The sequence below is a fragment of the Halopenitus salinus genome, from assembly GCF_055397165.1.
The window spans coordinates 2,280,252-2,304,252 of sequence record NZ_AP043853.1; the positions used below are offsets into that span (position 1 = coordinate 2,280,252).

Sequence of the window (24,001 nt, forward strand, 5' to 3'; positions counted from 1 at the left end):
CAACTCTTATTCAGAACAACGTTACTGCCCGCTCACCCACGCCCAGTATGGCGCCCACACGTGAAAAGTCACTTAGCGAGCGGGAATTTGAACTCTTGCTAGAAGGCGCAGGACGCATTGATGACCCAACGCGTCGACTCGAAGCCCGCGCTGCGATTCTTATCGGAGGCCGACTCGGCTTACGCCCAGGGGAGACGACTCATCTAAGCGAATCATGGGTGGACCTCGAGCGACAGATGATCCAAATCCCTGACCACCATACCTGTACCAAAGGACGAGACGGCGACATCTGCGGGTATTGCCGACAAGCGGTCGAACAGCGAGTACGCCACAACCCCGAACGTGACTTTGACGATATCGCAGCCCAATATTGGCTCCCGAAAACGGAGGCGGCGACTCGAGCAATCCCGTTTCATTTCTCGTACCGGGTTCGGGTTGCTATCGAACTCTTGGTGGCGGAACACGGCGGCTGGCCGTACTCCTTTTCGACCTTACAGCGACGACTAAACACGGCACTGGATTGCGCGCCACAACTTTCCAGCGATGCGACGTCGTTACACGGATTACGGGCAACAGCGGCGTCACATCATGCCAGTCGCGGGCTGGATTTAGCCGCGCTTCGGGCAATGTTCGGTTGGGAAGATATCAACACCGCACGGCAGTATCTCAATGTCGACGGCGCAATGACCCGACGCGCACTCGACGCTATCCACTAGCGATTATGGCTTGGGACCATTCTGTTCGAGCACATCGTATTTTTCAAAGACCATTTCAAAGTAGTCCCTGTCCATAATCCGAGGATTTGACACCCGATGGAAGTCATCGAGAATAAACTGAACGTCTTTTTTGTCCAAGTTGTAGGCGTGCATGGCTGCCGCGTCAATTTCGGCCTGAATACGACGCCTTTCTTTGGTAATGGTTGCTGGCTGAATATCGCCTAGCCGCTGGCGCATTTCCTTAAACTGATCACCATAACAGTTGAGTTTTGCAGCCCGATCAGAAATATAATTAAACCAATTGTCTCCGTCTGTGAGACGCGGCATCTGTGATTCTTCGAATTTATACTTAACAATATGAGTATCCACCTTCGTCCTCATCAGATAGTCAAATGGGATACTATTGAGGACCCCGAGAGCAGCGAATAATTCCTGGTCAGTAAACACCCGTTCATAAATATCGTGCATCGGATATTCGCTTAGATCCTCCTCAGTAGGATTTACTTTGTATGGGCGAATTGTTGAGAGGGTGTGAACTGTGATTGCGCCCTTTGGGATGACTGACGCGACCAGCGTTCGTTCATTTGTTGAGTTCGCTATTTCACGTATTGCTATACGGTATTCAGTACAATCTAGAAGAACATCCTCTTTTGATAGTTCTGGCCGGTCGTATTCCTCTAGTAGACTATTTACGAATCCTTTCTGTGACCCGGTTCCATTGAATTTCTGATAGATGGCCTTCTTTATGCTAATATCTGGATTATGTGATCGGAAATTTTTCATCCTCACCCGATGCTTTCCGCTCTTTTCAGGTCTATTTTCGTTAACGCTCCAGAGAGAAATTGGAGCCAAGTCATCGGCATATGTATCATCATACGAATATTGATAGATATTCTTACCTTCGAAGACAGGATAATCGCCTTTGTCTTTTTCTTCGACAAGGTAGTCAGATTCCTTTGCCCGATGTAGCTCTTCAGCATACATTGACGCATACCAGGTATTATCAATATCCGCAGAAACGGGTGGATGGTATAGGATTTTGTTGAGTACCTCCACCTCTCTTTCAGAGGTTATATTTGGAAAAATTCGAGCTTCTGGAGAGTATTGATCCAGAACACGACTTGGAATAAGGAAAGTGTTTTGTTCAACATTCCGAAGAACGCCAAGGCTGTTCTGTTCAAATATGCCTCTCACCTCTTCTGTATTCCCCCCATTCCTCAAGGAAATAATTCCGAATCGGTATCGAGAGTCGATTTCCTTGAATATGCCCTTGTTTTCGAATCCGATTATATCTTGGATTTCAGTATGGTCTAATGCGTGCTTGCGCAAGTCCTTGGCAGAAGCACCGTTAAAGATGTTCCCAGGTAGTATCAGAGACGTGTAACTTCCACCACCTAGTAAATCAAAAACACGCTCAAAGAAGAGCATTGATAGGTCATTTTCATTCTGTACTTGTTTTCCGTTCACTTCGGGAGTTTGAAGTTGGTATTCGTCACTCTCATTGAAATATGCTGCCCCCCGTTCCAGTTCCTCTTTGTACTCCTCCCACCCCTCTGCTATGGAATCTTCTTGGAGGAGTTCCTCCATTTTTGAATCTTTGCTATCGGGCATCCGAGTGCGGAATGCCTCATCGTATTTTACGAAGTAATCATCACGATTTGGCGACAGGACTTCCCAGGGAGGATTACCGATGATAACATCAAACCCGCCATCCCGATAGACGGTTGCGAATTCCAGCACCCAGTGAAAGGGATGGTTGTTTTCAACTTCTCTAAGCGTGGCGTCTTCTAATCCTGCTGTTTGGAACTGTTCTAGAATCTTCTTATTGAGACTTCGGCTATGTCTTTCAATATGCGACTCCGCTAAATCTCTTGCATTTGTCGCCTCAGTTGTAGATCTAGCATCCCGATGGCGTTCTACAGCAGTAATAACATCGTCATACATTTCTCGGACACTCTGACCCACCCCACCACCATAGTTAGTCAGAGACGCATCACCCTCATCATTGGCGATCTCTTGAACCTCAGTAAAACCGATGAGCGAGTTCCCCTGACGGATGTTGAAGTCGATGTTTGGGAGAGGTTCTACTTCGCTCGGCTCATCTTCGATGTCCGCAACCATTGACAGCCACAGCCGCAGTTTACAAATTTCGACCGCACCCTCATCAATATCCACGCCATACAAGTTGTTCAGTATCACTGTGCGTTTTGCGAACAGCGACGCTCCGCCTCGCCCTTCGTTAATTTCTTCTAGCTCATCACGGGTACGAGCGTCTAACTCCCAGGCTTTGCCTTCTTGTTCGAGTTCTTGGAAGTACTCAATGCTCTGGAGGTAGATATCAACGAGGACATCTTGGGCGGCGAGAAGGAATGCCCCACTTCCGACTGCCGGGTCAAGGACATGCACCTCTTTCAGAATATCGTGATAGAGCGTTTCGACGTGCTTCGTCTCGACATTTTCAGTCGGAACTTGCTGAGTAATCGCTCCACCATCCGCTACGGCTTCGGTCCCACCCCTAGCTTTCGCCGCCGGGAAGCCAAAGACATCATCAATTTCGTCATAGTCGGCATCAACGGCCTCATTGAGTTGGTCAAGCAGGTACGGGTGGATTGTCCTGCGAGACATGAACCCAGTAATTTCTTCGGGCGTATAGTACGCGCCCATCTCTTTCTGGTTCACCGTCTGCTCGAAGATATGGCCCAGAATCGCCGGGGAGAGATTCTTGGGATCAACAATATCGAGGCGTTCGTCTACGTTCCAGTTCCAGTCCGATAGGAAGTTTAGAATATCATCGAAAAGGGCGTTTGTCTCTCCTGCCGATTCACCGAGCTTGGCGTCTGGGAATTCCTCTTCAACTGGATTCTTCGCGAATAGCCCACCGTTAAGATAGGGGAGACTTCCGAAGGCGGGGTTCTGACTGTCTTCTGCGAGGTAGTCAAAGAACAGCGGGCAATAGAAGTTCTCGTATCGGTCATTACCTGTGTCAACGACCTCATTTGGCTGTTCGTGGAGGTAATTCGGATTACGATCGAGGAGTCGCTTTTCCTGGATGAAGTACAGGAATATCATCCGGTCGAGAATAACCTGTACGTAGCGTTGCTTTGCGCCACCACGGTCCTCGGGGATTCCCGAGACTTCCTGAACGAGGTCAGTCCGTAGCGCTTCAAACTCCTGGTAGAACTCCTTGACGACCTTTTGTGTATCGTACAGCGTATCATAGATTGCCGTAGAAGAGCCCTTTTCGATAGAGTTGAGCTTTTTTAGGATAGTGTTCTTCTCCCCGTCCTCACGGGTGAATTGGTCCTTGGTAAAGGACATCTTCTGATGTTTGATGCGACCGTGTTGCTGCCCTTCCCAACTCCGCATCCGGGTGAGAAACGTGAATTCCTCAAAATTGTCCGTGGCGACGAGGTTCGTGTGCTGAGACCGATTGTCCGGTGTATGGTCTGTTGCTGTTTCTCCAGGTGAAGCATTCACTAAGCGAATGAACTCATCATCAGCAAGTTTGAGCACAAGTTCGTTGTCTCCGCCTAGATCCGGACGCCGTTCTAGCCCCCGTTTCTCGAATGAATCCGCAATATCTCCAAGCGAAACCCAGTTCGCGATATCGTCCGCTGTGATCTGCTGGAGAGTCATATTCCCACAAAGCCACGTCTTGTTATCAATGTTGTCGGTGACTTTTCCCTTAGTTCTGACTGGACTGGCCGTGCCGGTGTGACTAAAAATCGAGAGTAGAACCCAATATCTTAGAGTGTTATTTGTTTTCTACTGTAGAATAGTATATTATAGCATATCATTGGGTCCTCCAGAGCATTGAGTACTTCCAAGAACTCGAACAAGAAGGCAAAGCCTGGGAGTTAGACGCTCGTACCCGCGATGAACTGGAGAAGTTTACCGAAGGGCAGGGTGGGGCATCGCTATACGCGAAGCGTACAGTCATTTTGAATAATTTGTACGGCGTCGATATCGACGACGGAGCAGTTGATATCTGTAAGCTACGACTGTGGCTGTCGATGGTTGCGGACATCGAAGACGAGCCGAACGAGGTGGAACCCCTCCCGAACATCGACTTCAATATTCGACAGGGGAATAGTCTCCTCGGCCAGGCAAAAATCGAGATTGAAGGAGATGATAATGGCGATAGCGATCTTGATTCCTGGGAGCAGAAAGCTCGGTTTGAGGACGTTCAAAAAGCAATCCAAAAACATAAAAATACTGAAAGCAGCGGAGAGGCGCGTAAATGGCGTCAGGAAGCGGAAGAACGGATTGAAGAACACCGTGGAAAGTTTGACCATATTCTTCGACGAGAGTTCCAAGACGCAGGGCAGGACGAAATCACGGTGGGTAAAATACGTGAATGGGAACCGCTCCATTGGCCGTTGGAGTTCGCCAATGTCTTCGCACAAGAAGGGTTTGATGTGGTAATCGGAAACCCTCCATGGGATCAGATACGGCCAAGTCGAGACGATTTCTTCCCAAAGTACGACGAACGGTTCCGAACTCGGCGTCCCTCTGAGAAAGATGAGATTCAGAGTGAGCTGTTGGAGGATGACGAAGTAGCTCAACAGTGGGAAGAGTACCAAGAAAACATAGAGGTACAGATGAGGTACTTCACGGATGGTCCGAAATACCAACTCCAGACACCGAAGGTTGCCGGCCGAAAGGATCCGAATGAGAATAACATCGCTGGACTGTTCGTAGAGAGAGTATTCGACCTCGTCAAGGCAGACGGATACATAGCTCAGGTTCTTCCAGGGGTCATCTTCAACGGGTCTTTCTCGAAGGATATGCGGATGAAGATGCTCAACGAATCCACAATTACGTCACTTGTCGGATTCGAAAATAAGGGTATCTTCGACGGGATTGACGATCGGTACAATTTCGCGGTAGTGACATTCAAGCAGGATGGATACACTGAAAATCTAAAGGGCATCTTTGAGCAGCATGACCTATCTATCCTCCAAAACCTTGAACAGGAGACTGCGAAAATTCCCCGCGAGGTTCTCGAAGAGTACTCCCCCGAAGCACGGATTTTCCCATTCGTGTCGAGCCAGCAGGAGGTGGATGTCCTCACGAAGCTGCTAGACCATCCATCAATTCAAGATGACGTGGAAGGTACATGGCGCATCCATCCGCATCGAGAGATCCATAGTGCCCGCGATGCCGACCGGTTCTTTGAACAGGGTGAGTATCCAGTCTACGGTGGTCGGAACATTCACCAGTTTATTTACAATAGTGAGATACCCGGGTCAGCGGAACCAGCTGAATATTGGAGCCTGGCAGAAGACGATGCGCCCGACAAGAGTGCCAAACATCGTGCCCGTGAACGCGCATTCAATAGTGGGAATCTTAAAAAGGCGATTTATACTGAGTTTGGTGGTAAGCAAACGAGTAAATCCCAGAAACAGTTCGTGAATGACCTATTAGAGCAGTACCGAGGTGAACCGTTGTCTATGGATGATATCCTGCTTGATTCGTCGGAATATCGGATAGTCTTCCGGAACATCACAAACTCAACGAATGAGCGGACGATGATTGCGTCTGTAGTTCCGAAGGATGTTATCTGTCACGACAAACTAATCACGGTTCGTCCTTACGAAATTTCCCCTACCGAAGAGGATCTCCAAGAATCCCCACTCCACGGAGCCTATAATAAGGCATTCACTGGCTGGGAGCTGTTCGTGGCTCTTGGTCTGCTGAATAGTATTCCGTTTGACTTCATTATGCGGACCAAAATCGACACGACCGTTGTTACGTACAAGTTCAATGAGTCCCAGATTCCTCGGCTGACCAAAGGTGACGACTGGTTTGAGTATATTTCCGAGCGGGCCGCGAGACTCAACTGTTATGGTGATAAGTTCGAAGAAATGCGGGAGCGTCTTGGCGGACTCAACCCGATAACCGATCAGGAAGCTCGAAAGCGCATTCGCGTAGAACTTGACGCTGCGGCGTTCCACGCCTATGATCTAGAACATGAGGATATGGAGTTCATCCTAGACGATTTCTACCAGGTTTCTAACCCACGACTGATGACGGAAGAGTACTTTGACCAGGTCCAGAAGAAATACGAACAACTTACAGAGAACGGTCCGCTCTCGTAATTAGCGGCCTACCACACCCCAGCACATCAACTGTGCCTGAACATCGCTTTCGCCTACAAGTTTCGCTTGGTACTCCGTCGACCCCTCTACGTTCTCTTTTAGGAAGTCTTCTAGCGCTTCTAGGAATTCCTCAGGCGGCCAATCTGGGAACGAGTCATACTGATCGTTATACCGGAACGTATCCCGGAGAATCCGATCCTCGCCAGTGTTCGCCAGCTTCACCGCTTCAAGGCGCTCCCCAAGGTCGTCAGCCCATTCTTCGAGTGTTTCGTACTCGTCCACCGGAGCAGACCTCCCGGCGTATTTTGGTTGGAGATGCTGGTCGATGAAATTCAGAATCGTCTCTTGTTCCGGCGAGATGCTATTACCCTGCTTGAATATCTGTTCTGTTTGGCCCTCCCGAATCGTCTCCAGACGACTATTCAGAACATCTTGAATCGCCTCACGATTCGACATCACATTCTCCGCGTCCCCTGTGATCGGCTTACCACTAACTGAAGGATCAATCTTGAGCGTGCTGACTGGTCGTTCCTTCACGTCGTCGGTGAATGGCTTGTAGTAGAAGGCCCGTCGTACACGCCCCAGTGGTGATTCGTGGTCGTCATCATCGAACCAGAGGTGCGCAAGCCCGAACACACCCGGGCGTGGTCCTGAATCATGGTCCGTAACGTTCGTGTATAGACGTTCGCGTTCCTCCGGGGACTCCTCAAAGTAGTCTGCGGCGTACTCAAAGTCGTCTTCTGAGAGGCCGAAATCTTCGTTCAATTCCTTCTTCAGCAAATACCGCTCGTACGCCGCGTGTTCGTTACTGCCAGCATTCCGGAGCAGCGGATTCTTACTCGTGTCATCGAGTTCATTAACGTCCTCAACTTCCCGCGATTTCTGGAGTGAGTCCTCGATTTCGTCCACCTGTAGCTCCCCAATCGTCTTCTCGGTATCAACGCCGGTTTGCTCCAAAAGCTGGTCTTCGTTCGGGTCGAGGATATTGTTCTCCTTCCCGACGATGAGTGCGATGTCGTTAATTTTCGCTTGGAGCCGCTTTAGCAGCTTAATCGCCGCTTCGATATCCCCGTCCGGGTAGAAGTTGTGGACGTACTTCTCCTCGGTACTCCCGATCCGATCGATACGTCCTACGCGCTGGACGATTCGCATCGGATTCCACGGCAGGTCATACGAGACCTGGACCGATACGTCCTGTAGGTTGACCCCTTCGCTAAGGGTGTCAGTTGCCACGACGTACTGGAGTTCTGATTCCCCTGACTCAGATAGTGTTTGCTGATAGCCAGAGGCCTCAGGGGCGAAGCGCTGAATGACATCTTGTTTGTTTTCGTCGCCACCCTTCACGACCGCACTGTTTGCCTCCGTGAGTGGTGCATCGGGACTATCTCGCAGCGTCCGATAAACGTAGTCCGCCGTTGCGCGGTACTGCGTGAAGATGAGTACCTTCTCATGATCGTAGCCATTCAGCACATCCGCAAGGCGGTCGATTTTCGGGTCGCGGAACTCCCGCAGTGAGAAGACCGTTTCGTAGAACTCCCGCGTTGCGTCGTCGATGTCGCTGAGGTCACTTCGCGGGTATAGGATCGGATTGACTTCGTCCTCCGGGACAGTCGGGAGGACGCCCGCATTGTGGTCGTGAAGCCACTGTCGCGTCGACACAGCGTGATCGTTCACGCCACCGGCGTCACGGGCAACGTCACCGATGAACTGCGAGAGGAAGTACGCTAAGAGCGTTAGGTCCTCTCGAATGTAGGTCTTGACCTCACCAATCGTCGCATCAGCTAATTCGTCCGGACTGTCGGTTTCGCCAGCATCATCCGCACGCACGGCGGTTGTGTCGAATCCAAACTCCTCGAGTGTCTGTTCAAGATCTTCGGCAGCGTCCTCTCCTTCGATGAAGTCATCGATTGTCTCCGGCGTGTCTCCGTTCTGTACGGTCCGTAGCATGTCGATGTCCTCGTCTTCTGGGAGGCCATCGAGTAAGCCGAGGAGTTGGCGTTCGCTCTGGTGGAGTGTCTCGATCGATTGGACGAACGCGTACGTTGAGGACTCCAGCCGCTTGAGTAAATTCAGTTTGTATAGCGCTTTGAGTGTCCCCCCTGCGTTCGGATTCTTCACCGTAATGTGTGGCAAGTGAAGTGCGTCCATCACGTCCGGAAGCATCTGATAGACGGGCTGGTATGCCGCCGGGAGGGAGTATTGCTCCTTGCTGAGCGTGGGGGGTTTGAAGCTCATCTCGAAGTCTTCTTCGTCCTGAATTTGGTCCTTGACGTGCTTTCGCGTCCGGAGAACCATCACCTCATTCAAGATCTTCGAAATCTCCTCGGAGTGGCGCTGGAGCTGCTCCGTGAGTTCTTGTTGCGTGGCCTCACTGGCGTCTTCTTTTCCGGCGGCGATTTTCTTCCGCGTCTCGGAGAGTTCGATGTACTCCTCGAATGCGCCGAAATCCAGGGAGGACTTGTTGCGGATTTCTTCGGCGCTCGTGAAGAGGCTGATAAGATTCTCTAAATCCGTCGCTGAATTGTTGATCGGCGTTGCCGTCAACATAATCATAGTCTTCCCCCGGAGTTCGCGTAGGTTGGCGTGCCGGCGTGTGCCCTTGTAATCGTCGTCGTCCTCTGGGTTAGGTCGCCACTTCCCGTGGTTCCGGAATCGGTGGGCTTCGTCGATAAGGAGGACATCAAACGTGTCCTTCAAGTCCTGAACTTCCCCATAGGTGAGATTCTGAAACTTGCTGATGCTCATCACATCTAAGTGCGTCCCATCGACTTCGAGACCGAAATACGGATTTCCGTCTTCGTCAGTATCGTCTTGAAGGAGGTCTTCCCACTGTTCGGTTAGATTCGCCGGCACAATGAGCAGACAGTGGTCACCCCGTTGGCGGTAGTCGTGGAGGAGCTCCCCGCCGATGAAAGATTTCCCGAGGCCGACGGAGTCAGAGATGATACAGCCATTAAACTGGCTGAGCTTCTCCTTCGCGCTTTCGTATCCCAGTGTCTGGAAGTAGTAGAGCGGGCTATCGCGGATGTTGACGTTGCCGCTTAGTTCGTCGTACGCCAGCAGCTTGTACAACTCGAAGGGCTCGATGTAAGTCCCCAAGTCATCGGGCGCATCGTCATCATCCGAGTCGTCTTCTTGTTGGTCCTGCCAGTCTTGGTACTTCTCGCTGTTCTCGATAATTCGGATGAGTTCTTCGCTGAAGTCCTCCGCGTTGGCCCACTGATTGTCGTACCAGTATTCGAACGCCTCTGCTTCGGGGCGATCTTGACTCGTAAGGTTTAGCTCGATATTGTTCCGGTGCCCACTCGCGGTGAAATTCGAGGACCCCACAACAGTCGCACATGGTCGCGTATCGGTATCGTCGTCTTCCCAGTCAGCATCGTCTTGTGGAGCGCGGAACGATGCGCCCTTCGCGTGGAAGTAACCGTTTTTGGGATTGCGCACACGGACACTGACCTTGTTTTCGGCTATGAAGTCCCGGAGCCGGTCCAGTCGGTCCAGTTGAGCGTTGTTGAGCCCCTCGATACTCTCTTCCACCCCCTGCTCTAGGTCAGCTCGCAGGCTTTGCCCCTCCCCGATTTCGTCCGCTGTACTCTGATTCGTTTGGCGTCCCATGAGAATGCGAATTGGGGCGTGTCCGAGTTCTTCGGGATCGGCAAGTTGTTTGAGATCGTCGCGATACAAATCAAAACCGGAGAGATAGAAGTACCCTGTCGCGATACGCGCTTCCTCAATCTGAGGAATGATTTTATTATAAATATCTTCGAGTGTTCTATCGGAATTGTCGACTAGAGGGGGGAGGGAAAGCATTCTGTTACTGGCACTCATGTTGCTGTTAACTTAGTATTTGAGGGGGACGAAACGGTCGTGTTTAGTTTGGAGCATTGAGCCAGGCAGCAAATGCTTGGAGCCAATTTTCGGCGGTTTGAGGCTCAACATGGCTAAAACAGTTCGAGAAGGACGATGTTCGGCGTTTGAGTTCTCGAAAGGTTCGTTCGATGGCATTCCGATTCCCATGGCGTTCTGTCTGAAATCGGAGCCCAGCTCTGGCAAGCGCAGTTTGGAGGTGTTGAGCGACATCGACGCGAAATACGGCGGAGTCAATATCGTGTTTCTGGTGAAGTTCTCGGAGAAAGATCTCGGTTAATGCGGTCGTTGTCGTCGAAAATAATCGGAGATGCAGCAGATCGTTCGTCTCAGGATCAGCTGCAGCGTACAGCCAGAATTGCTGATCATTGAATCGAATCACGGTCTCGTGAATCGCAACGTGATTCGGGCTTCGACCGTCCGTGGGCTGTAGATCGGCCTTCTGTATCCAATTCGTGGATTGCCTTGCGCGACCGCTCGACACCACGTTTCCGGCGGCTGTGTAGATACGCACACACACTTTCATGTCATCGGGCGCGAAAGCCGTCATTAATGTCGGCCTCCGACGCAAAGACTGAGTTTGATTTTGATGAGTTTGACACCACTGTCTCAGACGACGACCTTCGCGAACTCGCCGACGTGACCGGCGACGACACGTACACGCGAGTGCTCGGAGATCGCGACATCACCAGCTACTGAGCGTCGGTCCGCATTCGCCGAGTCTTTGTAGCCGGTTACGCCCGAAACAATTGAGTCAGTTGGGGGTGTACAGGTAGACAGCTGCGTATGAGCACCGAACTGCCCGACCGATTTGACCGCGATCTCGCTGCCCCATCCGAGACTGCAGCGCGTGCACGACGAGCACGTCGTCGGGGTGTCGCCCTCAATGTAGAGTGGGAGGAGGCGTTCGAGATGTACACGGCGCGGGCAAACCGAGATCCGAGACGGTTTGTCCGGTTCACGCGCTGCGATCGATCAGTCACGGATCCGATCATCACCCGTCGCGGTGTCAACAACGGTTCGTCGGATGAGATGGACTGATTCGCTCCGGCGATCGACGGGAATCAGCCCTCGATCGCGGTGTCGTCACAGCAATCCCTCCAACCCGACCGATAGTACCGACCGATATGTCCAATACAGCTCACCAAGACCGAAACGACCGATTCGAACAGATCGCGCTTACGGTCCGGAATAGGGACGCCGGTCGATGTCGTCGATGCGGGACGCCGGAAGGCGAGGAACGACTGAGTGTCCATCACCTCATTCCAGATTCGCACGTGCCCGACCGATTCGATGCTCACCTTCCGGTGAATCTCGTTTCCCTGTGTCGAACGTGTCACTCTGAACTTGAGCCCCGATCGTTGGATTACCAACTCGGTGCCCTTGAGATATCAGATTTGGAGGAGCTGTTGCTCTCGGAGGAGACTCGCGAGGCAGTCAATACACGACTTATTCAGACCGGGCCGGATGAACTCACTATAAAACCCATTACGAAAGCCGACTCAGAGATGTTTCTTGATGCGGATTTTGCCGACACTGCGTCTCAACGAAGCCTCTCCGAGTTCTGAACGGGATCGGTAGCTGCCTGTCGGTGTGTGCCGTCACCGACATCGAGACGCCTCGACTTGACGGTGCACACGACGCTGCCAACCGGACGTTCGTCTGCGGCGACGAGGACGCGTTCGAATGGGTCAAAACTCCGATCGAGTCGTCACCGTCGACGCCGGCAGTGCGCCGTGATCGATCGGATCGGTGAGAACGGGCTGCGTGACTGACGAGCGACCGGTCTCGGCGATCCGAGCGTGAGAAATCAGGTGCGTTTCCTGAGCCCACGTCCGTCTTCGACGCCTATTGGCTTGTGCCGCCGGGCTTCCGGGACATGGTCACACAGGCTCCACGCAGCACCTCAACGCTCGATAATTGATCGGTTGCCCCGTGACATGGAACCTTGGATGGTTGATGGAGAAACGCTCTTGGAGCGAGTCACACCCCCGACGACGTTTACCCGTCGGTGTCTGTGAGTGGTACGGATTATTACGCGTGGAGAAGATTTATCCCGTCTCAGGTCGAAAAACAGCGTATGGAAGAACCGCGCGAGGAGTTGGCGGCCGATGCCGATGAGCGTCCTGAGGCACCGGACTTCGAGGCCTTGACTCCCCCGGAGGAGTTGGTGCGCGGTGATCGAACGCGGGACGATTTCTTCGACGCCGTCCTCGCACTCCACAGTCCAGCGACGGCGAACGACGTCGCCGAAATCGCGGGACACGGTGTCGATGCCGCACGCGAGTACTTGGACTGGTTCGAACGAATGGGAATCGTGACACAGGTCACGGACTCACCAGCCACCTACGAACGGAATCAGGAGTACCTGAATTGGCGACGGGTCCAGAAACTCCGGCAGGAGTACGCCACTGAAGAGCTTCTCGACCTTCTGAAGACGGAGTCGGAGCGCGCAGCGAAACTGGAGAGCGAATTCGACGTCGAATCGCCGGACGAGATCTCGCTTGCGCGATATGCGAGCGAGACCGATCGATCCATCGAGGATGTCTGGGAGCGTCTCTCCGCGTGGCAAACAGCGCGTCGTCGGGTGGCGCTGCTCGAACGAGCCCTCACGACCAAATCCGGTGACGGCGCTGATCTACAATCTGCAGTATGAGTGGCGGCGACGAAAACTCGTCTGACCTTCTTTGCGGTGCGCCGATCGATTTCGACCGGATCGACGCGATCCGAGAGCGTTTCTCGGCTGATGATCGCTTCGAGCGAATCGATGAGCAACCGGCGTTTGCGCCGGATCGTCTGGTGTGTGTGTACGATCAACGATTCTACCCGGAACGAGTTCGTGCTGCTCGCTTGGAGGTCGTCTGGTTCGAGAACGGGGACTTCTCGCTTCATTACCACGAGGAAGACGAGACCGGTGAGTTCGATCACAGATGGGACAGACACCCATCCAGCCATAACGCCCGTGACCACGTTCATCCGGGGCCCGATGCACCGACGCCTGGTGATGACACGTCACATCCAGCTGATTGGCGCGATGTGCTCTCGATGGTGATTTCGGAGATCGAAACCCGACAGCGTGCCTTTTGGGGCGAGTAGAATATCCGTCGCAGTGTTCGAGCGCCCGAACGTATCCCTTTTTGACCCCAGATACCTGTTGTCTGTATAATGCCAATCCCCGGACAGATACCCGGACAGTACAATCTCGTCATTGAGGAAGGACTCGATGTCGTCGATCGGGTGTCCAACTTGGATGTACTGTTCGTAGTCCGCAAAGGCGTCGTCCCGACCAGCGGGGAGGATCACGATTCCGGTCATCTCTTGCATACCGATCACGGATGAAAGGCAAATACGTGGCTACAGACGCCCGCGAACAGTCCCGGTGGCCAAACGCTTATTCCTCTTTCAGCACGTATGCAGTGCAAACATGGCAACGTCGACACGGGACGGGACCGCACACGAGGACGAGATCCGCCTCTGGCAGGAGGATGACTGGTGGATCGCCAAGGACGTCGAGACAGGTGTGACAACCCAAGGAGAGTCCCGCGACGCTGCGCTCGAGAACCTCGATGAAGCGGTCGCACTCCATCGCGGAGAGATCGGGCACGAACCGACGGATGAGGAGCTCGAGGAGTTGGGGATCGATCCGGCGGACAACACGACGGGCGATGAAGAACCCCCGGACGTGCTCAAATAAATGGGGAGACGGACCTTTTCGGGACACGAGGTCGTGAAGGTTCTCATCAACGCTCGTCATCGTCAGGATCCGAGGAAACGTACTCCTCGAAGTCGTCCGAGGTGAGACTCATACCAGATCTCACCTGCCGATTCGCAAAAGGCTACTGGTGGTACTTGGGAGAGTGTTCAAATAAGTCCCTCTACCCTGTTCAAGCAGTCTGACCTGCGTAAGGTATGTCGAAATCTAAAACAGAACATCTCGCTAGAGTAAACAGTACGTTACAGCAGCTGGATCAGTCTTGTGTTAAGAAATCTAGTTCCGAATACTCGTACGTGTAGCACTTGATCCCGTTCGCCTCACAGTGCTTCGTAAGCTCCCCCGGCGAGACATCCTCCTCCTCGAAGTCACCTAAGAATGCGACTGTTACGTTGCCATCGCTGCGCTCCTCGAAGCCTTCGACGACGACCGCCGTGTCCGGATCACTATGGCTGGTCTTGATCACCTGATCGCCCGGAACGTATGGATTCTCCGCGAACGCGAGGTTCTCGTGTTTGTACGTCCAGAGCTTGACGTCCTGGTCATCGCAGTACGACGCGAGGATCGCGGGGTGGTAGTCACGCCATGCACCAGGTCCCTCGTCGAGCGTACTCGGGAACGCGACTCGCACCGCTTCGCCGTCCATTTCGTGTCCGAACGCCCCGGTGTTCTGTTCCGGCGGGAGTACCTCGACGACGATCCCTACCGATGGTTCCGCGTCGCCGTCCTTCACTACCCGATCCCCCGGTGAGAACGGGTTCTCCGGCTTCTGGTTCATGTGTGCGGTGTTGGGGCCGAGGTCGAGCAGCTCGTTCATCGGTCGAGCCGCGAGGTGGTCGAGTTTCTCCGGGGAGTCGCCCGAAAAGGCGGCCTCGGTTTCGACCTTCGACGTCAACGTCTCGAGGCGTTCCCACCCGAGCAGCATCAGACTGTCCTCGTTGTCCCGGTGCCAGACCATCACGACGATGTCGTCGTCGGGGTCCCGATCGACAAGGGACTCGGGGAGAAAGGCGGAGACGTCTCGGGACGACTTCACGTCGATCGAGTACCCGAACACCTCGAAGTCGTGCCCGGCAAAGCTCTCGGGGTTACATCGCCGGATCGCCTCCTCATTCTTCCACTCCCACATCTCGACGGGGAGATACTCGCGACAGAACTGCTCGAAGGCGAGTTCACCGAGGTTGCCGATCCGCTTGACGTCCAGGTCGTCGGCTCCCTGAATGACCGCCTGGTGGTGGGCTCGTTCGTGATCGATCTCGTCCGGGGTGAACCGATACATGGCTTGCGTATCAGCCAGCGTCTAGAAATAGCTTCAGTATGGAACCGTCGGTAACGGAACTCCGTGCGGTGTTACAATCCCGATCGTCGACGACCCCCCTGCTGTTGCGTGATTCTCCCCGGACCGGTCGGCGACGCCGATGCGTCGGCCGGCGGCCTCCCCCTTGCTGATGCGTGTTCCCCCCGGACCTACGCCGCGTTGAGGTAGTCGTCAGGGGGATACCCGGCCTTCGAGACGAGCTTCCGTGCGTCCTTCCGGACGGCTTGGTTCGCGGGACGCTCCTCGTGTGTCCGGATGTGTTCTTTGATCGAGGCCGCCACCTCGTCCATCAGATCAGGTCCTGCGACGTCGGTAACACTCTGTAACGTCTTTCGATAGCCCGTCTCCGATGCCGGAAATCCCTGACGGGAGCCGAGCACCTCATCGTTTACCGCCGCGATCTCGTAGAGATGGCCCCTGATTCGCAACTCCAAGTCTCGATGCACGTCGTGGATTCCAATCCGAGTCCCTATATAATCAGGGACTGCCGACAGTAGCAGTCCGCCGTTTGCCATCACCAGCAATCCCGGAATTGCTAATATCTGAATACCGAAATTGCCAATGCCCGTATCCCGAAGTTGCCAACGTCCGTATCCCGAAATTGCCAACGTCCGTATCCCGAGATTGCTAACGTCCATGTCGCGAAATTGCCATTGGACGATAATCCAGGATTACCAAGGGCTGGGTACCCGAGATCACTTCAACAACCAAAGTCGTGACGCGCCGGGACGACACAGCACCAGGTCACGACCTGGTTAGCAAGTTAGCTATCGAATAGTGGGACACCACTCACGCGCCTGAATGCGGAGACGGGAGCTGAAGCAAGCATTCTGTCGGAGAAGTCGAATTTCCGGAAGCCAGTTCACCAATTATTCTACCCAGCCACCAATTCTGACAATTTCACCAATCCCAATTAATTGGACCGTATTTATACTAGGGAGAGATTGAGACGGATGATGGCCGGTAGAGAACTGGAACCAATCACACCGGAGGACGCGATCGACTGGTATCTCGATCACCGTCGCGACGAACTCCGGAAGGCGACCCGGTACACGCATCGCTCCGCGCTCAACATCTTCCACGACTGGACGGAAGAAGCGGACCTTGCCGATTTGAATGACCTCGGTGGTCGGGATCTCGTGGCGTTCAAGACCTGGCGAAAGTCGGAGACCGACATCAAGACGGTTAGTCTGAACGGGACGCTCGCGGTTATCCAACGCTTCCTCCGGTTCTGTGAGACGATCGACGCCGTCGAGGAGGATTTGGCCGACCGCGTCCCACTGCCCAACGTGCCGCCCAACGAGGAAGTCCGAACCGACGTCCCCGAGGACAAAGCCGTCGAAGCCATTCGATCGTTCTATCACCGCTTCGAATACGCCTCTCGCCGTCACGCCCAGTTCGAACTCGTGGCCGAGGTCGGCATCCGCCTCGGGGCGCTTCGAGCGATCGACCTCCACGATATAGAGACAACGGAGGCGGTCATCCACCTCCAGCATCGCCCCGAATCGTCGGACGTGTACGGGACGCCGCTGAAGAACGGCGCGGACGGGGAGCGAATCATCAACATCCCGCCGGAGCTGGTGGACCTGCTCGAGGCCTACATCGGTCACAACCGCAACGACGGTACCGATACGTTCGATCGCGAACCACTCTTCACGACGACGAACGGGCGTGTCTCGACGACGACCATTCGGCGGGATTTCTACAAGCTGAGTCGACCGTGCGAGTACGCACCGGAGTGTCCCCACGACCGGGAGATCGACGACTGCGATGCAGTCCAGAACGCCGAGGCTGCCAGTTGTCCCTCCTCGTTCAGTACACATCCGCTCCGGAAGTGGGCAATCATGTCGCAACTCGACGCCGGCCTTCCGAAGGAACTGCTCAGTGACCGCGTCGACGTCTCCGTGCCCGTTCTGGACAAGCACTACGACCAGCGGACGGAGGAACGGAAGTCGCGTCGGAGACGGGAAGCGCTCGAAGCAAACCTTTCTCAGTACGCGATGACGGACGGCGGTCGACCTGTGGACGAGAATAAGGACTGATTGACTCTGTTGAAATCTTCTGGAATTGACAGGAGAGGCGTACTGAATACAGAGGATCTATTCAGCAGTGTGTTTGTCACTTACTCAACCTCGGTCAGAAAGGGTGTGACCGAGACAGAGAGTGTATCCAACAGTTTATCTAAAACTGCATTTATGCCCTATCAGGAGCAAATGTACATCGATCATCTCCATACTGTGGGAAAAGTCCCCGATTGCGAAGGGGTTTGGGATCAGGTTGAACGCCCCGAATCCGTGATGCTTCGCGTCGATGTGTCCGTGAAGCCGACCGAGGGACACAAACATCTTTCATCACTCAGTACACCGGTACTGAACCTCTACGGTTCTGGATGGTCGTACTCCTGAAACGCGTACTCCCCTTTTCGGATTGCCCAGTACTTCGAGTCCGCTTCGAGAACACGGTTGTGTCTCAGGGCGATCTCAAGTAACTCGCGTGCTTGCTCCGAAGCAACCTCCTTCTCGTCGACGACGTCCACGAGTTCGTCAGTTGTGCATCCAGGATGCTCGGCAACCAGCTCCACGATCGCGTCGACGTCGTCACTCGGCATCGTCGACGTCTTCAGCCACCCAGTACTTCCCGTCTCGCTCGACGATCTCGCCTTCGTCGACGAGCTCCTCTAGGACGTCCGCAACCTGCGACCCGTCGTAGTAGCCATGCGTCGCGATCACGCTGATCGACGTCGCCGGCGACCCACGGTTGTGCTTGACGACGCTCCGAACGAACTTCTTGGATGGCCGCTCGCGAGACTGGCGTGGCTCCTCGGACATACGCGCTCGTTCGTGAGCAACGTGGATAGGTCTTCGTGACGTCGCGAAGAGAGAAGCAGCCGACCGAACCTGGTGAGTGGTGTGGTAGTTTGTGGTGATGTGGAAAGTCACCGGCCGGCTGCGAGTTTTGTTCCTTTGTAGGTGATAAAAAGGACACCGATCAGTGACCACTCCAGAATAGCTGAATCAATTAGATAACACCGGTGATAGAACCAATCACTATCCCGATCGTGACTAGTAGAATCAGGTCACCAACTCCTAGCTGACCATCTTTACTATTACCAAGAAGCCATGTGACTATCGCAGATCGCGGAACACCATTAACGATATTCCACCCCCGATCGTTATCGCTTGACATACAATAACAAGGACGAACATGATATAAACATATTGCCAAGATGGTCACGGTCTGACCCAGGTTCAAGGTGATTCAACCGAGCGGATCCTCACGAGGAATACGTGGGCGGCCTCAAAATCGTCGACGTCGCCATCGTACATCATGGAATGAGGTCATAACCAGCCTGCAGTCCTTCCATAGTCAGCTTCGCACCAACCTGTGTTCCGATACCAGCACCATACTGTTTTGCTCGCCCAACGAGGTCGCGAAGACGAGACTCATCTGTGTTCGCATCTTCGATTTCATTCTTGAATTCACGAATTAGGTCTTTCAAATCCTCTGCCTCCTCATCTTCAAGCATTGCATCGTCAACTTGACTGATGATTTGAGTGTATGCCTGTGATTGTGTGACCTCTGTTTCCTGAGTTACATCGGTATTTTGCTGGATAATGATCGGGCGCATCTCTGTGACTTCATCGATCTGTTCAAAATCAGCAACATCTAAATCGAATATATCTGCAATTTGCTCTGTTTGGAGTTTGATTTTCCGAATATCCTCATTTGCAGCCTCAACTGTCTGCACACGCCGTAGTGATGCCCTTGTCCCTTCTACCGGATCAATTTGATGTATACGTTCGTTATCTGGATATTCATCCAGGAAGTCCTCGAGAATCTGATTAAACTGTTCAGCTACCGTCTCTGAAGAGGTAGGTTCTTTCACCTCCAGCATTTCAGCTGCTTGATCATGAACACGCTTCAGGGAACGTACGAGGTATGAATCGACCATAACTCAGCATATCATCCTTTGCGAATAAATCCCTATGCAGCGTTGTTCAATCGATGTCGACTGTCCCGAGATCCTCGATATGATGCTCCTTGGGAATGACTCGTTCCGCGTGGAACTCTCTGCTTTCAGAAGGTGGATCCATCTAGCTGTCGGAGTCACACCCGAGGGACCGGTAGGTGTGGACGTCTCGACCGCAGTTAGATACGTTCTACTGTCGTTGATTCTTCATCAAAGCTGACACTCCCTTCAGCTTCGGAGAGACGTACACGAACCAACGCTAATTGGTGTGGTATCTGGAAGTACTCCGAGATCTCCTGAAGATTTCGTCCGCCATTCACGTATCTCAGGAATTTCTCCTGTTCGGGTAGTCGTGACCAACTATATGGTCGGATGACTACTGGGAATATGTACCTGCCTAGTTTTGGGACTAGCAATGTTTCAGGGATGCCATATTTAGCGTGATGTGTAGTACGATTCACACGGGCGAGTACTCGGAGTATATCGCTCAAAATGATGAACGAGATCAACCTATTATTTTCGCCCGAACGTAGTAGCCCGTGTGCGACCCTATTTCGGATATTTCCGCCAAATTGCTGTCCAATGGGTTCATTATACATATATCGAATATACTCCAGAAAATCCTCGTCGACATATCCTTTTAGTCTCGGGATAAGGCTACCGAGCGTACGAGTCCCCGTCCCTTCGTCCATAAGAGCATCCACATCTTCACCTTTCTCACGGAGAAGGTTGTATAGTACCGCCTCTATCTGAGTACCTCCAATATGAATAGCCTCCATATGGTTTTCTTCGAATACATTTGTGACAATCCGAGTTAGATAACTCAAATTGTCAGAATCAAGATCCGGTATCGAGTTTATAAATCTGTAAATGTCTACCTCCATTAGGTCGCCTTCATAGATTAACTTGTCAAGTACACCGATTAGAGTTGACGTCGCAATTCGGGCCTCAATGGAGTATCTTGCTGGAAGATCTGCCTCCTTGGGGTCAAACTCAATATAGTGTCCCTGTAGTGAATACATAGTTTTCGAGAGTGCGTTATGAAGACCATAAGTATCTCCACCCTCCCGAAACGCTGGTACAAGTTCGTCCCGAGTTAACAACCAGAATAATGCTGCATCTGTATTATATACATACTTGATCTGATTGAATTGTCGAACAAATTTGATTACACTATCTTGGTGCAGGTATCGCTGACGGGGTGAATCGACGACCGCACCTTCTCGTTTTAATTCACGAGATGCAGATTTGATTGCGGATCGCAACCTTTGTTTCAACTCCCGCATTTCGTCATCAGATAGATATTCACGTACAGCCTCGTCCTCTAAGGCCTCTGCAAGCTCGTTAGCTTCAAGACCAGCCCCTCTTTCTGATTGAAGATCTGCGCTTAGTCGATAGGTCTCAACATAGCGTTCTTTAAGATCTTGGGTGGGAATATTAAGCACATCAGCTAACTCCATAGTATGGCTAAGCACCTGGCGTTCCTGGAAATATTGCTCTTTGTCAGACAATTCATTTACCACTTGCACACACAGACCAAATGTCCTTTTTTCGGGAGGGGAATCCGGGGAGAGAAGAAATTCGTTGTCCAATAGTAACTGAAGCAAGCGACGTAAATTACCTAGGTGAATATCTGACGTAGCGGTGACCCTATCGATTAGTTCAACGGCCCTTTCAACCTCTAATCGGCCTGCAGAATCGATTTGACTCTCAAATTCTACGATAGCTTGGAGACAAAAAATTGCAACAGAATGCCATCCTTGGCGCAGAGCATATTCATACTCTAGATCTAGCAATGCGATTGCAGCTCGTCCATTGTTATACGCTTCCCGGCTATTATATCCCTGTTCGTCTCTCTTATCCCACTCAACAGCGGCCCCGGCCGCAACTAGGGCTCTACTTCCGGTACTTGAATTCTCTACCAATTCCCGGATCTGTTCATCAGGTGAATCGCCAAAATCTTCTGCTACGTCTATCCAACCAAACACCGACCGGAGGCTCGCCATGATATGGAACTCTTTCTCGGGATTATTCTGTGCTGCTTGCCAAGTTTCGTCAAATTCCGATTCATCTGGGAAATAATACCCATACCTGTCATCTGCGACAAAATGGAGGAGCATAAATGAACTCACAGTTGGTGATCATATAGTCTCTTTGTCGAAATGAACTAGAAAAGCACAGCCCGGCGGCGACGGTGGTGAGTGGTGATGTGGTGGTGAGAGTGGTGTGGGTGGATGTTGTCGACGGGCTGTATCTTTCCTCCTGATCTGTGTGTAAAAACAGCGTCGGTTGAGCATTGTCGGTCGCAATCGTCACTCTCTCAACCGAGCGGATCTTCACGAGGAACTCGATAGAACCGTCGCTCTCCATTTACTTCAATCAGAATCTTGTCTGGAGGGAGTTTTTCTTTAACCTCGTTCTTCACACGCATCAGATGTTCTCGATCAGGCGGTGCTAACCCAACCCCCTCCCAATCGGATAAGGAAATCGGGAATGGACCTACCTCTTCTATATCGTTTGATCTTGGAACGTTGAGATCACTCGCTCCCGCCTGATGTGTCGAGTTCGGCGTTACAACCAACCAGTCCCCATCGGTAGTGAACCAGTCCGGAGCAAGAACCTCATTTTCGTCATTCACATCCAGCACACCGTATACATCGACCTCATCTCCGCTCATATGTCAATACTATCGCCCCCAGAACATGAGTGATGGGTGATCCAATAGGTGTCAAGTAACCCTACAGCTCATTCATCAGATGCTCGGTCTTCTTTCGTTGAGCAGCTGTCTTGCGGACCTCGATGAACCCGTCGACATTCAGGTTGACCCACATTTCGTCGTCACGGTTCTACTTCTCGATGATCTCTCGCCCCTTAAGGTAATAGAGATCGGCTGGACTATGGATTGCGGATGGCCGGTAGACCGGTGGTTTCAGCTACCAACTACGTACCGAAAGAAATTGACATCCTCCTTTACATTTCGAGCGTCTTGTAGGTTGGAAAGTGCATTTTCTGCGGAGAGGCTGATATTATATGATGAAAACCATTCCTCTCTACTCTGCCTTTTTCGTTCGTCTCGATTATCTGGAGTGTCTGCTTCCCGTGCTTGATTATAAGTCTGGTGTGAGTCGAGAATGTAGCTCATCTGCCGATAGAATGCCATAACATGGCCGATCTCGTCATCAGTTAACCGACCAAGATACGGGAGGTGTTGATCGTACATCTTCGTCGATACTTGATCTTCAATCTGTATTCGAACTGACCGTATATCGTTTTCTTCCTCCGCAAGCGATTTCAAGAGTTCTTCCATCGACTCCATCTCACCGTAAAGCGCGCGTCGCGTCCGTCTCGACTGCCTGTACTCGCGGTGAGTACTCAGCACGTATGTCGAGATTGCACTAAACAAAGCGCCAGTGAGGATGTAAAGCAGTTGTTGAGGTAGCACGTCGACAACACGAATGACAAGCGAGGTCTAAATATCCCGGTATTAGGGATGACGACTGACGCTACGAAGTGTCCTCGACAACACGCTCATCGAGTACTCGATACCCGTGCCGACCCCGCTCAACGAGCTGTGGGGACGGGTGCTGCTGCCGATCGACAGCCGAATTGAGCGATGATCTAGGGTGGCTCAACGTGGTAGATCGGGATATAGTCGATACCGTATTTGGAAAGGTCACACGCTGCAAACGCTCGGTCGCACGTGTAGAGGTCGATGTGGCGATTTAGTCCCCACGCAGCAACGAGTACCGGGGCGTCCTTCGCCTGAATGTCTAACAATTCTCCGAGAAACGAGTTTGAAGGTGCGATCGCTTCTTGCCGATGGTCCATTCGCTCTACACTCGACTGCGACGGCATATCAACAGACGGGGAGTGGACAGCAATTTGTGTGAACAGTTGCTTTGCGCGCTCGATATGATCTGGTTCGTATCGTGACTTCGGATTCTCTAATCGGCTTATCACCTCATTAAAGATGTAGGCCGAGACATAGACATCTCGCTCACCACGTGCAGCCTCATTGACAAGGTCTGCTGGTTCAGAATCCCGGAAGAGACACCCGTGTAGCCAGATATTCGAATCGAAAAGATCCATTAACTGCGATCGAGCAACTCGTCTTCCGGATCCCGTGACTTAGTGGAGGTGTCTGACGATCGCTCGTCAGGTTCTCGAAAGTCGATCGGACTCCATCCAGCTTCCTCTTCAAGCTCGTCAAGCTCCTCAAGCGTCTCCTCGAGGTCGACCTCGGATGAGAGTGAATCCGCGATCTGGTTGGCAGCCGATTCAGTCATACACGATGCTACGCCCCCAGAGTAATTAAGT

General features: G+C 52.5%; 20 protein-coding genes and 2 pseudogenes. 9 read left to right on the forward strand and 13 right to left on the reverse strand.

The features are described from left to right. Positions 1 to 47 precede the first annotated feature (47 nt). A complete protein-coding gene (locus ACZ5YD_RS13220; RefSeq protein ID WP_379743849.1) occupies positions 48 to 716 on the forward strand; it encodes a tyrosine-type recombinase/integrase in 669 nt (222 codons plus the stop codon). Positions 717 to 719: 3 nt separating this feature from the next. Here the strand turns inward: ACZ5YD_RS13220 and ACZ5YD_RS13225 are convergent, their stop codons facing one another. Further along, positions 720 to 4,352, reverse strand: coding sequence for an Eco57I restriction-modification methylase domain-containing protein (locus tag ACZ5YD_RS13225; protein WP_379801106.1), 3,633 nt, complete (start codon positions 4,350 to 4,352; stop codon positions 720 to 722). Between the two features lie 314 nt (positions 4,353 to 4,666). Here ACZ5YD_RS13225 and ACZ5YD_RS13230 point away from each other — a divergent pair, with 314 nt between their 5' ends. Continuing rightward, a complete protein-coding gene (locus tag ACZ5YD_RS13230) occupies positions 4,667 to 6,817 on the forward strand; it encodes an Eco57I restriction-modification methylase domain-containing protein (protein ID WP_379801108.1) in 2,151 nt (716 codons plus the stop codon). Here the strand turns inward: ACZ5YD_RS13230 and ACZ5YD_RS13235 are convergent, their stop codons facing one another. Together ACZ5YD_RS13235 and ACZ5YD_RS13240 are read right to left on the reverse strand one after the other, a co-directional pair. Beyond that, positions 6,818 to 10,645 carry a helicase-related protein gene (locus ACZ5YD_RS13235; protein ID WP_379743843.1) on the reverse strand — a complete coding sequence of 1,276 codons (3,828 nt, stop codon included), beginning with the start codon at positions 10,643 to 10,645 and terminating at the stop codon, positions 6,818 to 6,820. Between the two features lie 43 nt (positions 10,646 to 10,688). Then, a pseudogene (locus ACZ5YD_RS13240) lies at positions 10,689 to 11,169 on the reverse strand (IS6 family transposase); the annotation flags it as partial. A gap of 127 nt (positions 11,170 to 11,296) precedes the next feature. Here ACZ5YD_RS13240 and ACZ5YD_RS13245 point away from each other — a divergent pair. The 6 genes and pseudogenes from ACZ5YD_RS13245 to ACZ5YD_RS13270 all read left to right on the forward strand — a co-directional run. Beyond that, positions 11,297 to 11,383 (forward strand): annotated as a pseudogene (locus tag ACZ5YD_RS13245) (adenine-specific DNA methylase); the annotation flags it as partial. 87 nt (positions 11,384 to 11,470) lie between these two features. Then, positions 11,471 to 11,725, forward strand: a complete 255-nt coding sequence (locus ACZ5YD_RS13250; protein WP_379743841.1) for a hypothetical protein — start codon at positions 11,471 to 11,473, stop codon at positions 11,723 to 11,725. Between the two features lie 86 nt (positions 11,726 to 11,811). Next, a complete protein-coding gene (locus ACZ5YD_RS13255) occupies positions 11,812 to 12,252 on the forward strand; it encodes an HNH endonuclease (protein WP_379743838.1) in 441 nt (146 codons plus the stop codon). Positions 12,253 to 12,764: 512 nt separating this feature from the next. After that, complete coding sequence (locus tag ACZ5YD_RS13260) at positions 12,765 to 13,340, forward strand: DUF7342 family protein (protein ID WP_379743835.1); 576 nt, start codon at positions 12,765 to 12,767, stop codon at positions 13,338 to 13,340. Further along, the gene (locus ACZ5YD_RS13265; RefSeq protein ID WP_379743832.1) at positions 13,337 to 13,780 is read left to right on the forward strand and encodes a toxin-antitoxin system TumE family protein; all 444 of its coding nucleotides are present in this window, start codon (positions 13,337 to 13,339) and stop codon (positions 13,778 to 13,780) included. The genes ACZ5YD_RS13260 and ACZ5YD_RS13265 overlap by 4 nt, the downstream gene beginning before the upstream one ends. Before the next feature lie 328 nt (positions 13,781 to 14,108). Beyond that, on the forward strand, positions 14,109 to 14,378 hold the full coding sequence (locus tag ACZ5YD_RS13270) for a type II toxin-antitoxin system HicB family antitoxin (protein WP_379743829.1): 270 nt from the start codon (positions 14,109 to 14,111) through the stop codon (positions 14,376 to 14,378). Positions 14,379 to 14,652: 274 nt separating this feature from the next. Here the strand turns inward: ACZ5YD_RS13270 and ACZ5YD_RS13275 are convergent, their stop codons facing one another. Together ACZ5YD_RS13275 and ACZ5YD_RS13280 are read right to left on the reverse strand one after the other, a co-directional pair. After that, positions 14,653 to 15,675, reverse strand: a complete 1,023-nt coding sequence (locus tag ACZ5YD_RS13275; protein WP_379743826.1) for a DUF7961 domain-containing protein — start codon at positions 15,673 to 15,675, stop codon at positions 14,653 to 14,655. A 188-nt stretch (positions 15,676 to 15,863) separates the two neighbouring features. Continuing rightward, positions 15,864 to 16,229, reverse strand: coding sequence for a hypothetical protein (locus tag ACZ5YD_RS13280; protein ID WP_379743823.1), 366 nt, complete (start codon positions 16,227 to 16,229; stop codon positions 15,864 to 15,866). Positions 16,230 to 16,670: 441 nt separating this feature from the next. Between ACZ5YD_RS13280 and ACZ5YD_RS13285 the strand changes: the two genes are divergently transcribed. Continuing rightward, positions 16,671 to 17,756 (forward strand): tyrosine-type recombinase/integrase, encoded by a 1,086-nt coding sequence (locus ACZ5YD_RS13285; protein ID WP_379743820.1) that lies wholly within the window; start codon positions 16,671 to 16,673, stop codon positions 17,754 to 17,756. A gap of 335 nt (positions 17,757 to 18,091) precedes the next feature. Here the strand turns inward: ACZ5YD_RS13285 and ACZ5YD_RS13290 are convergent, their stop codons facing one another. From ACZ5YD_RS13290 to ACZ5YD_RS13325, 8 genes are all read right to left on the reverse strand, one after another. Next, entirely contained in the window at positions 18,092 to 18,322 is a 231-nt protein-coding gene (locus ACZ5YD_RS13290; RefSeq protein ID WP_379743817.1) for a hypothetical protein, read from the reverse strand. Beyond that, entirely contained in the window at positions 18,312 to 18,542 is a 231-nt protein-coding gene (locus tag ACZ5YD_RS13295; protein ID WP_379743814.1) for a hypothetical protein, read from the reverse strand. The genes ACZ5YD_RS13290 and ACZ5YD_RS13295 overlap by 11 nt, the downstream gene beginning before the upstream one ends. Before the next feature lie 497 nt (positions 18,543 to 19,039). Further along, positions 19,040 to 19,666, reverse strand: coding sequence for a hypothetical protein (locus ACZ5YD_RS13300; RefSeq protein WP_379743811.1), 627 nt, complete (start codon positions 19,664 to 19,666; stop codon positions 19,040 to 19,042). Between the two features lie 197 nt (positions 19,667 to 19,863). Next, entirely contained in the window at positions 19,864 to 21,804 is a 1,941-nt protein-coding gene (locus ACZ5YD_RS13305) for a hypothetical protein (RefSeq protein ID WP_379743808.1), read from the reverse strand. Between the two features lie 200 nt (positions 21,805 to 22,004). Further along, complete coding sequence (locus ACZ5YD_RS13310) at positions 22,005 to 22,361, reverse strand: hypothetical protein (RefSeq protein ID WP_379743805.1); 357 nt, start codon at positions 22,359 to 22,361, stop codon at positions 22,005 to 22,007. 252 nt (positions 22,362 to 22,613) lie between these two features. Further along, positions 22,614 to 22,991 carry a hypothetical protein gene (locus ACZ5YD_RS13315; protein WP_379743803.1) on the reverse strand — a complete coding sequence of 126 codons (378 nt, stop codon included), beginning with the start codon at positions 22,989 to 22,991 and terminating at the stop codon, positions 22,614 to 22,616. A 311-nt stretch (positions 22,992 to 23,302) separates the two neighbouring features. Further along, on the reverse strand, positions 23,303 to 23,773 hold the full coding sequence (locus tag ACZ5YD_RS13320) for a PIN domain-containing protein (protein WP_379743800.1): 471 nt from the start codon (positions 23,771 to 23,773) through the stop codon (positions 23,303 to 23,305). Next, complete coding sequence (locus ACZ5YD_RS13325; RefSeq protein ID WP_379743797.1) at positions 23,773 to 23,970, reverse strand: hypothetical protein; 198 nt, start codon at positions 23,968 to 23,970, stop codon at positions 23,773 to 23,775. The genes ACZ5YD_RS13320 and ACZ5YD_RS13325 overlap by 1 nt, the downstream gene beginning before the upstream one ends. Positions 23,971 to 24,001 lie beyond the last annotated feature (31 nt).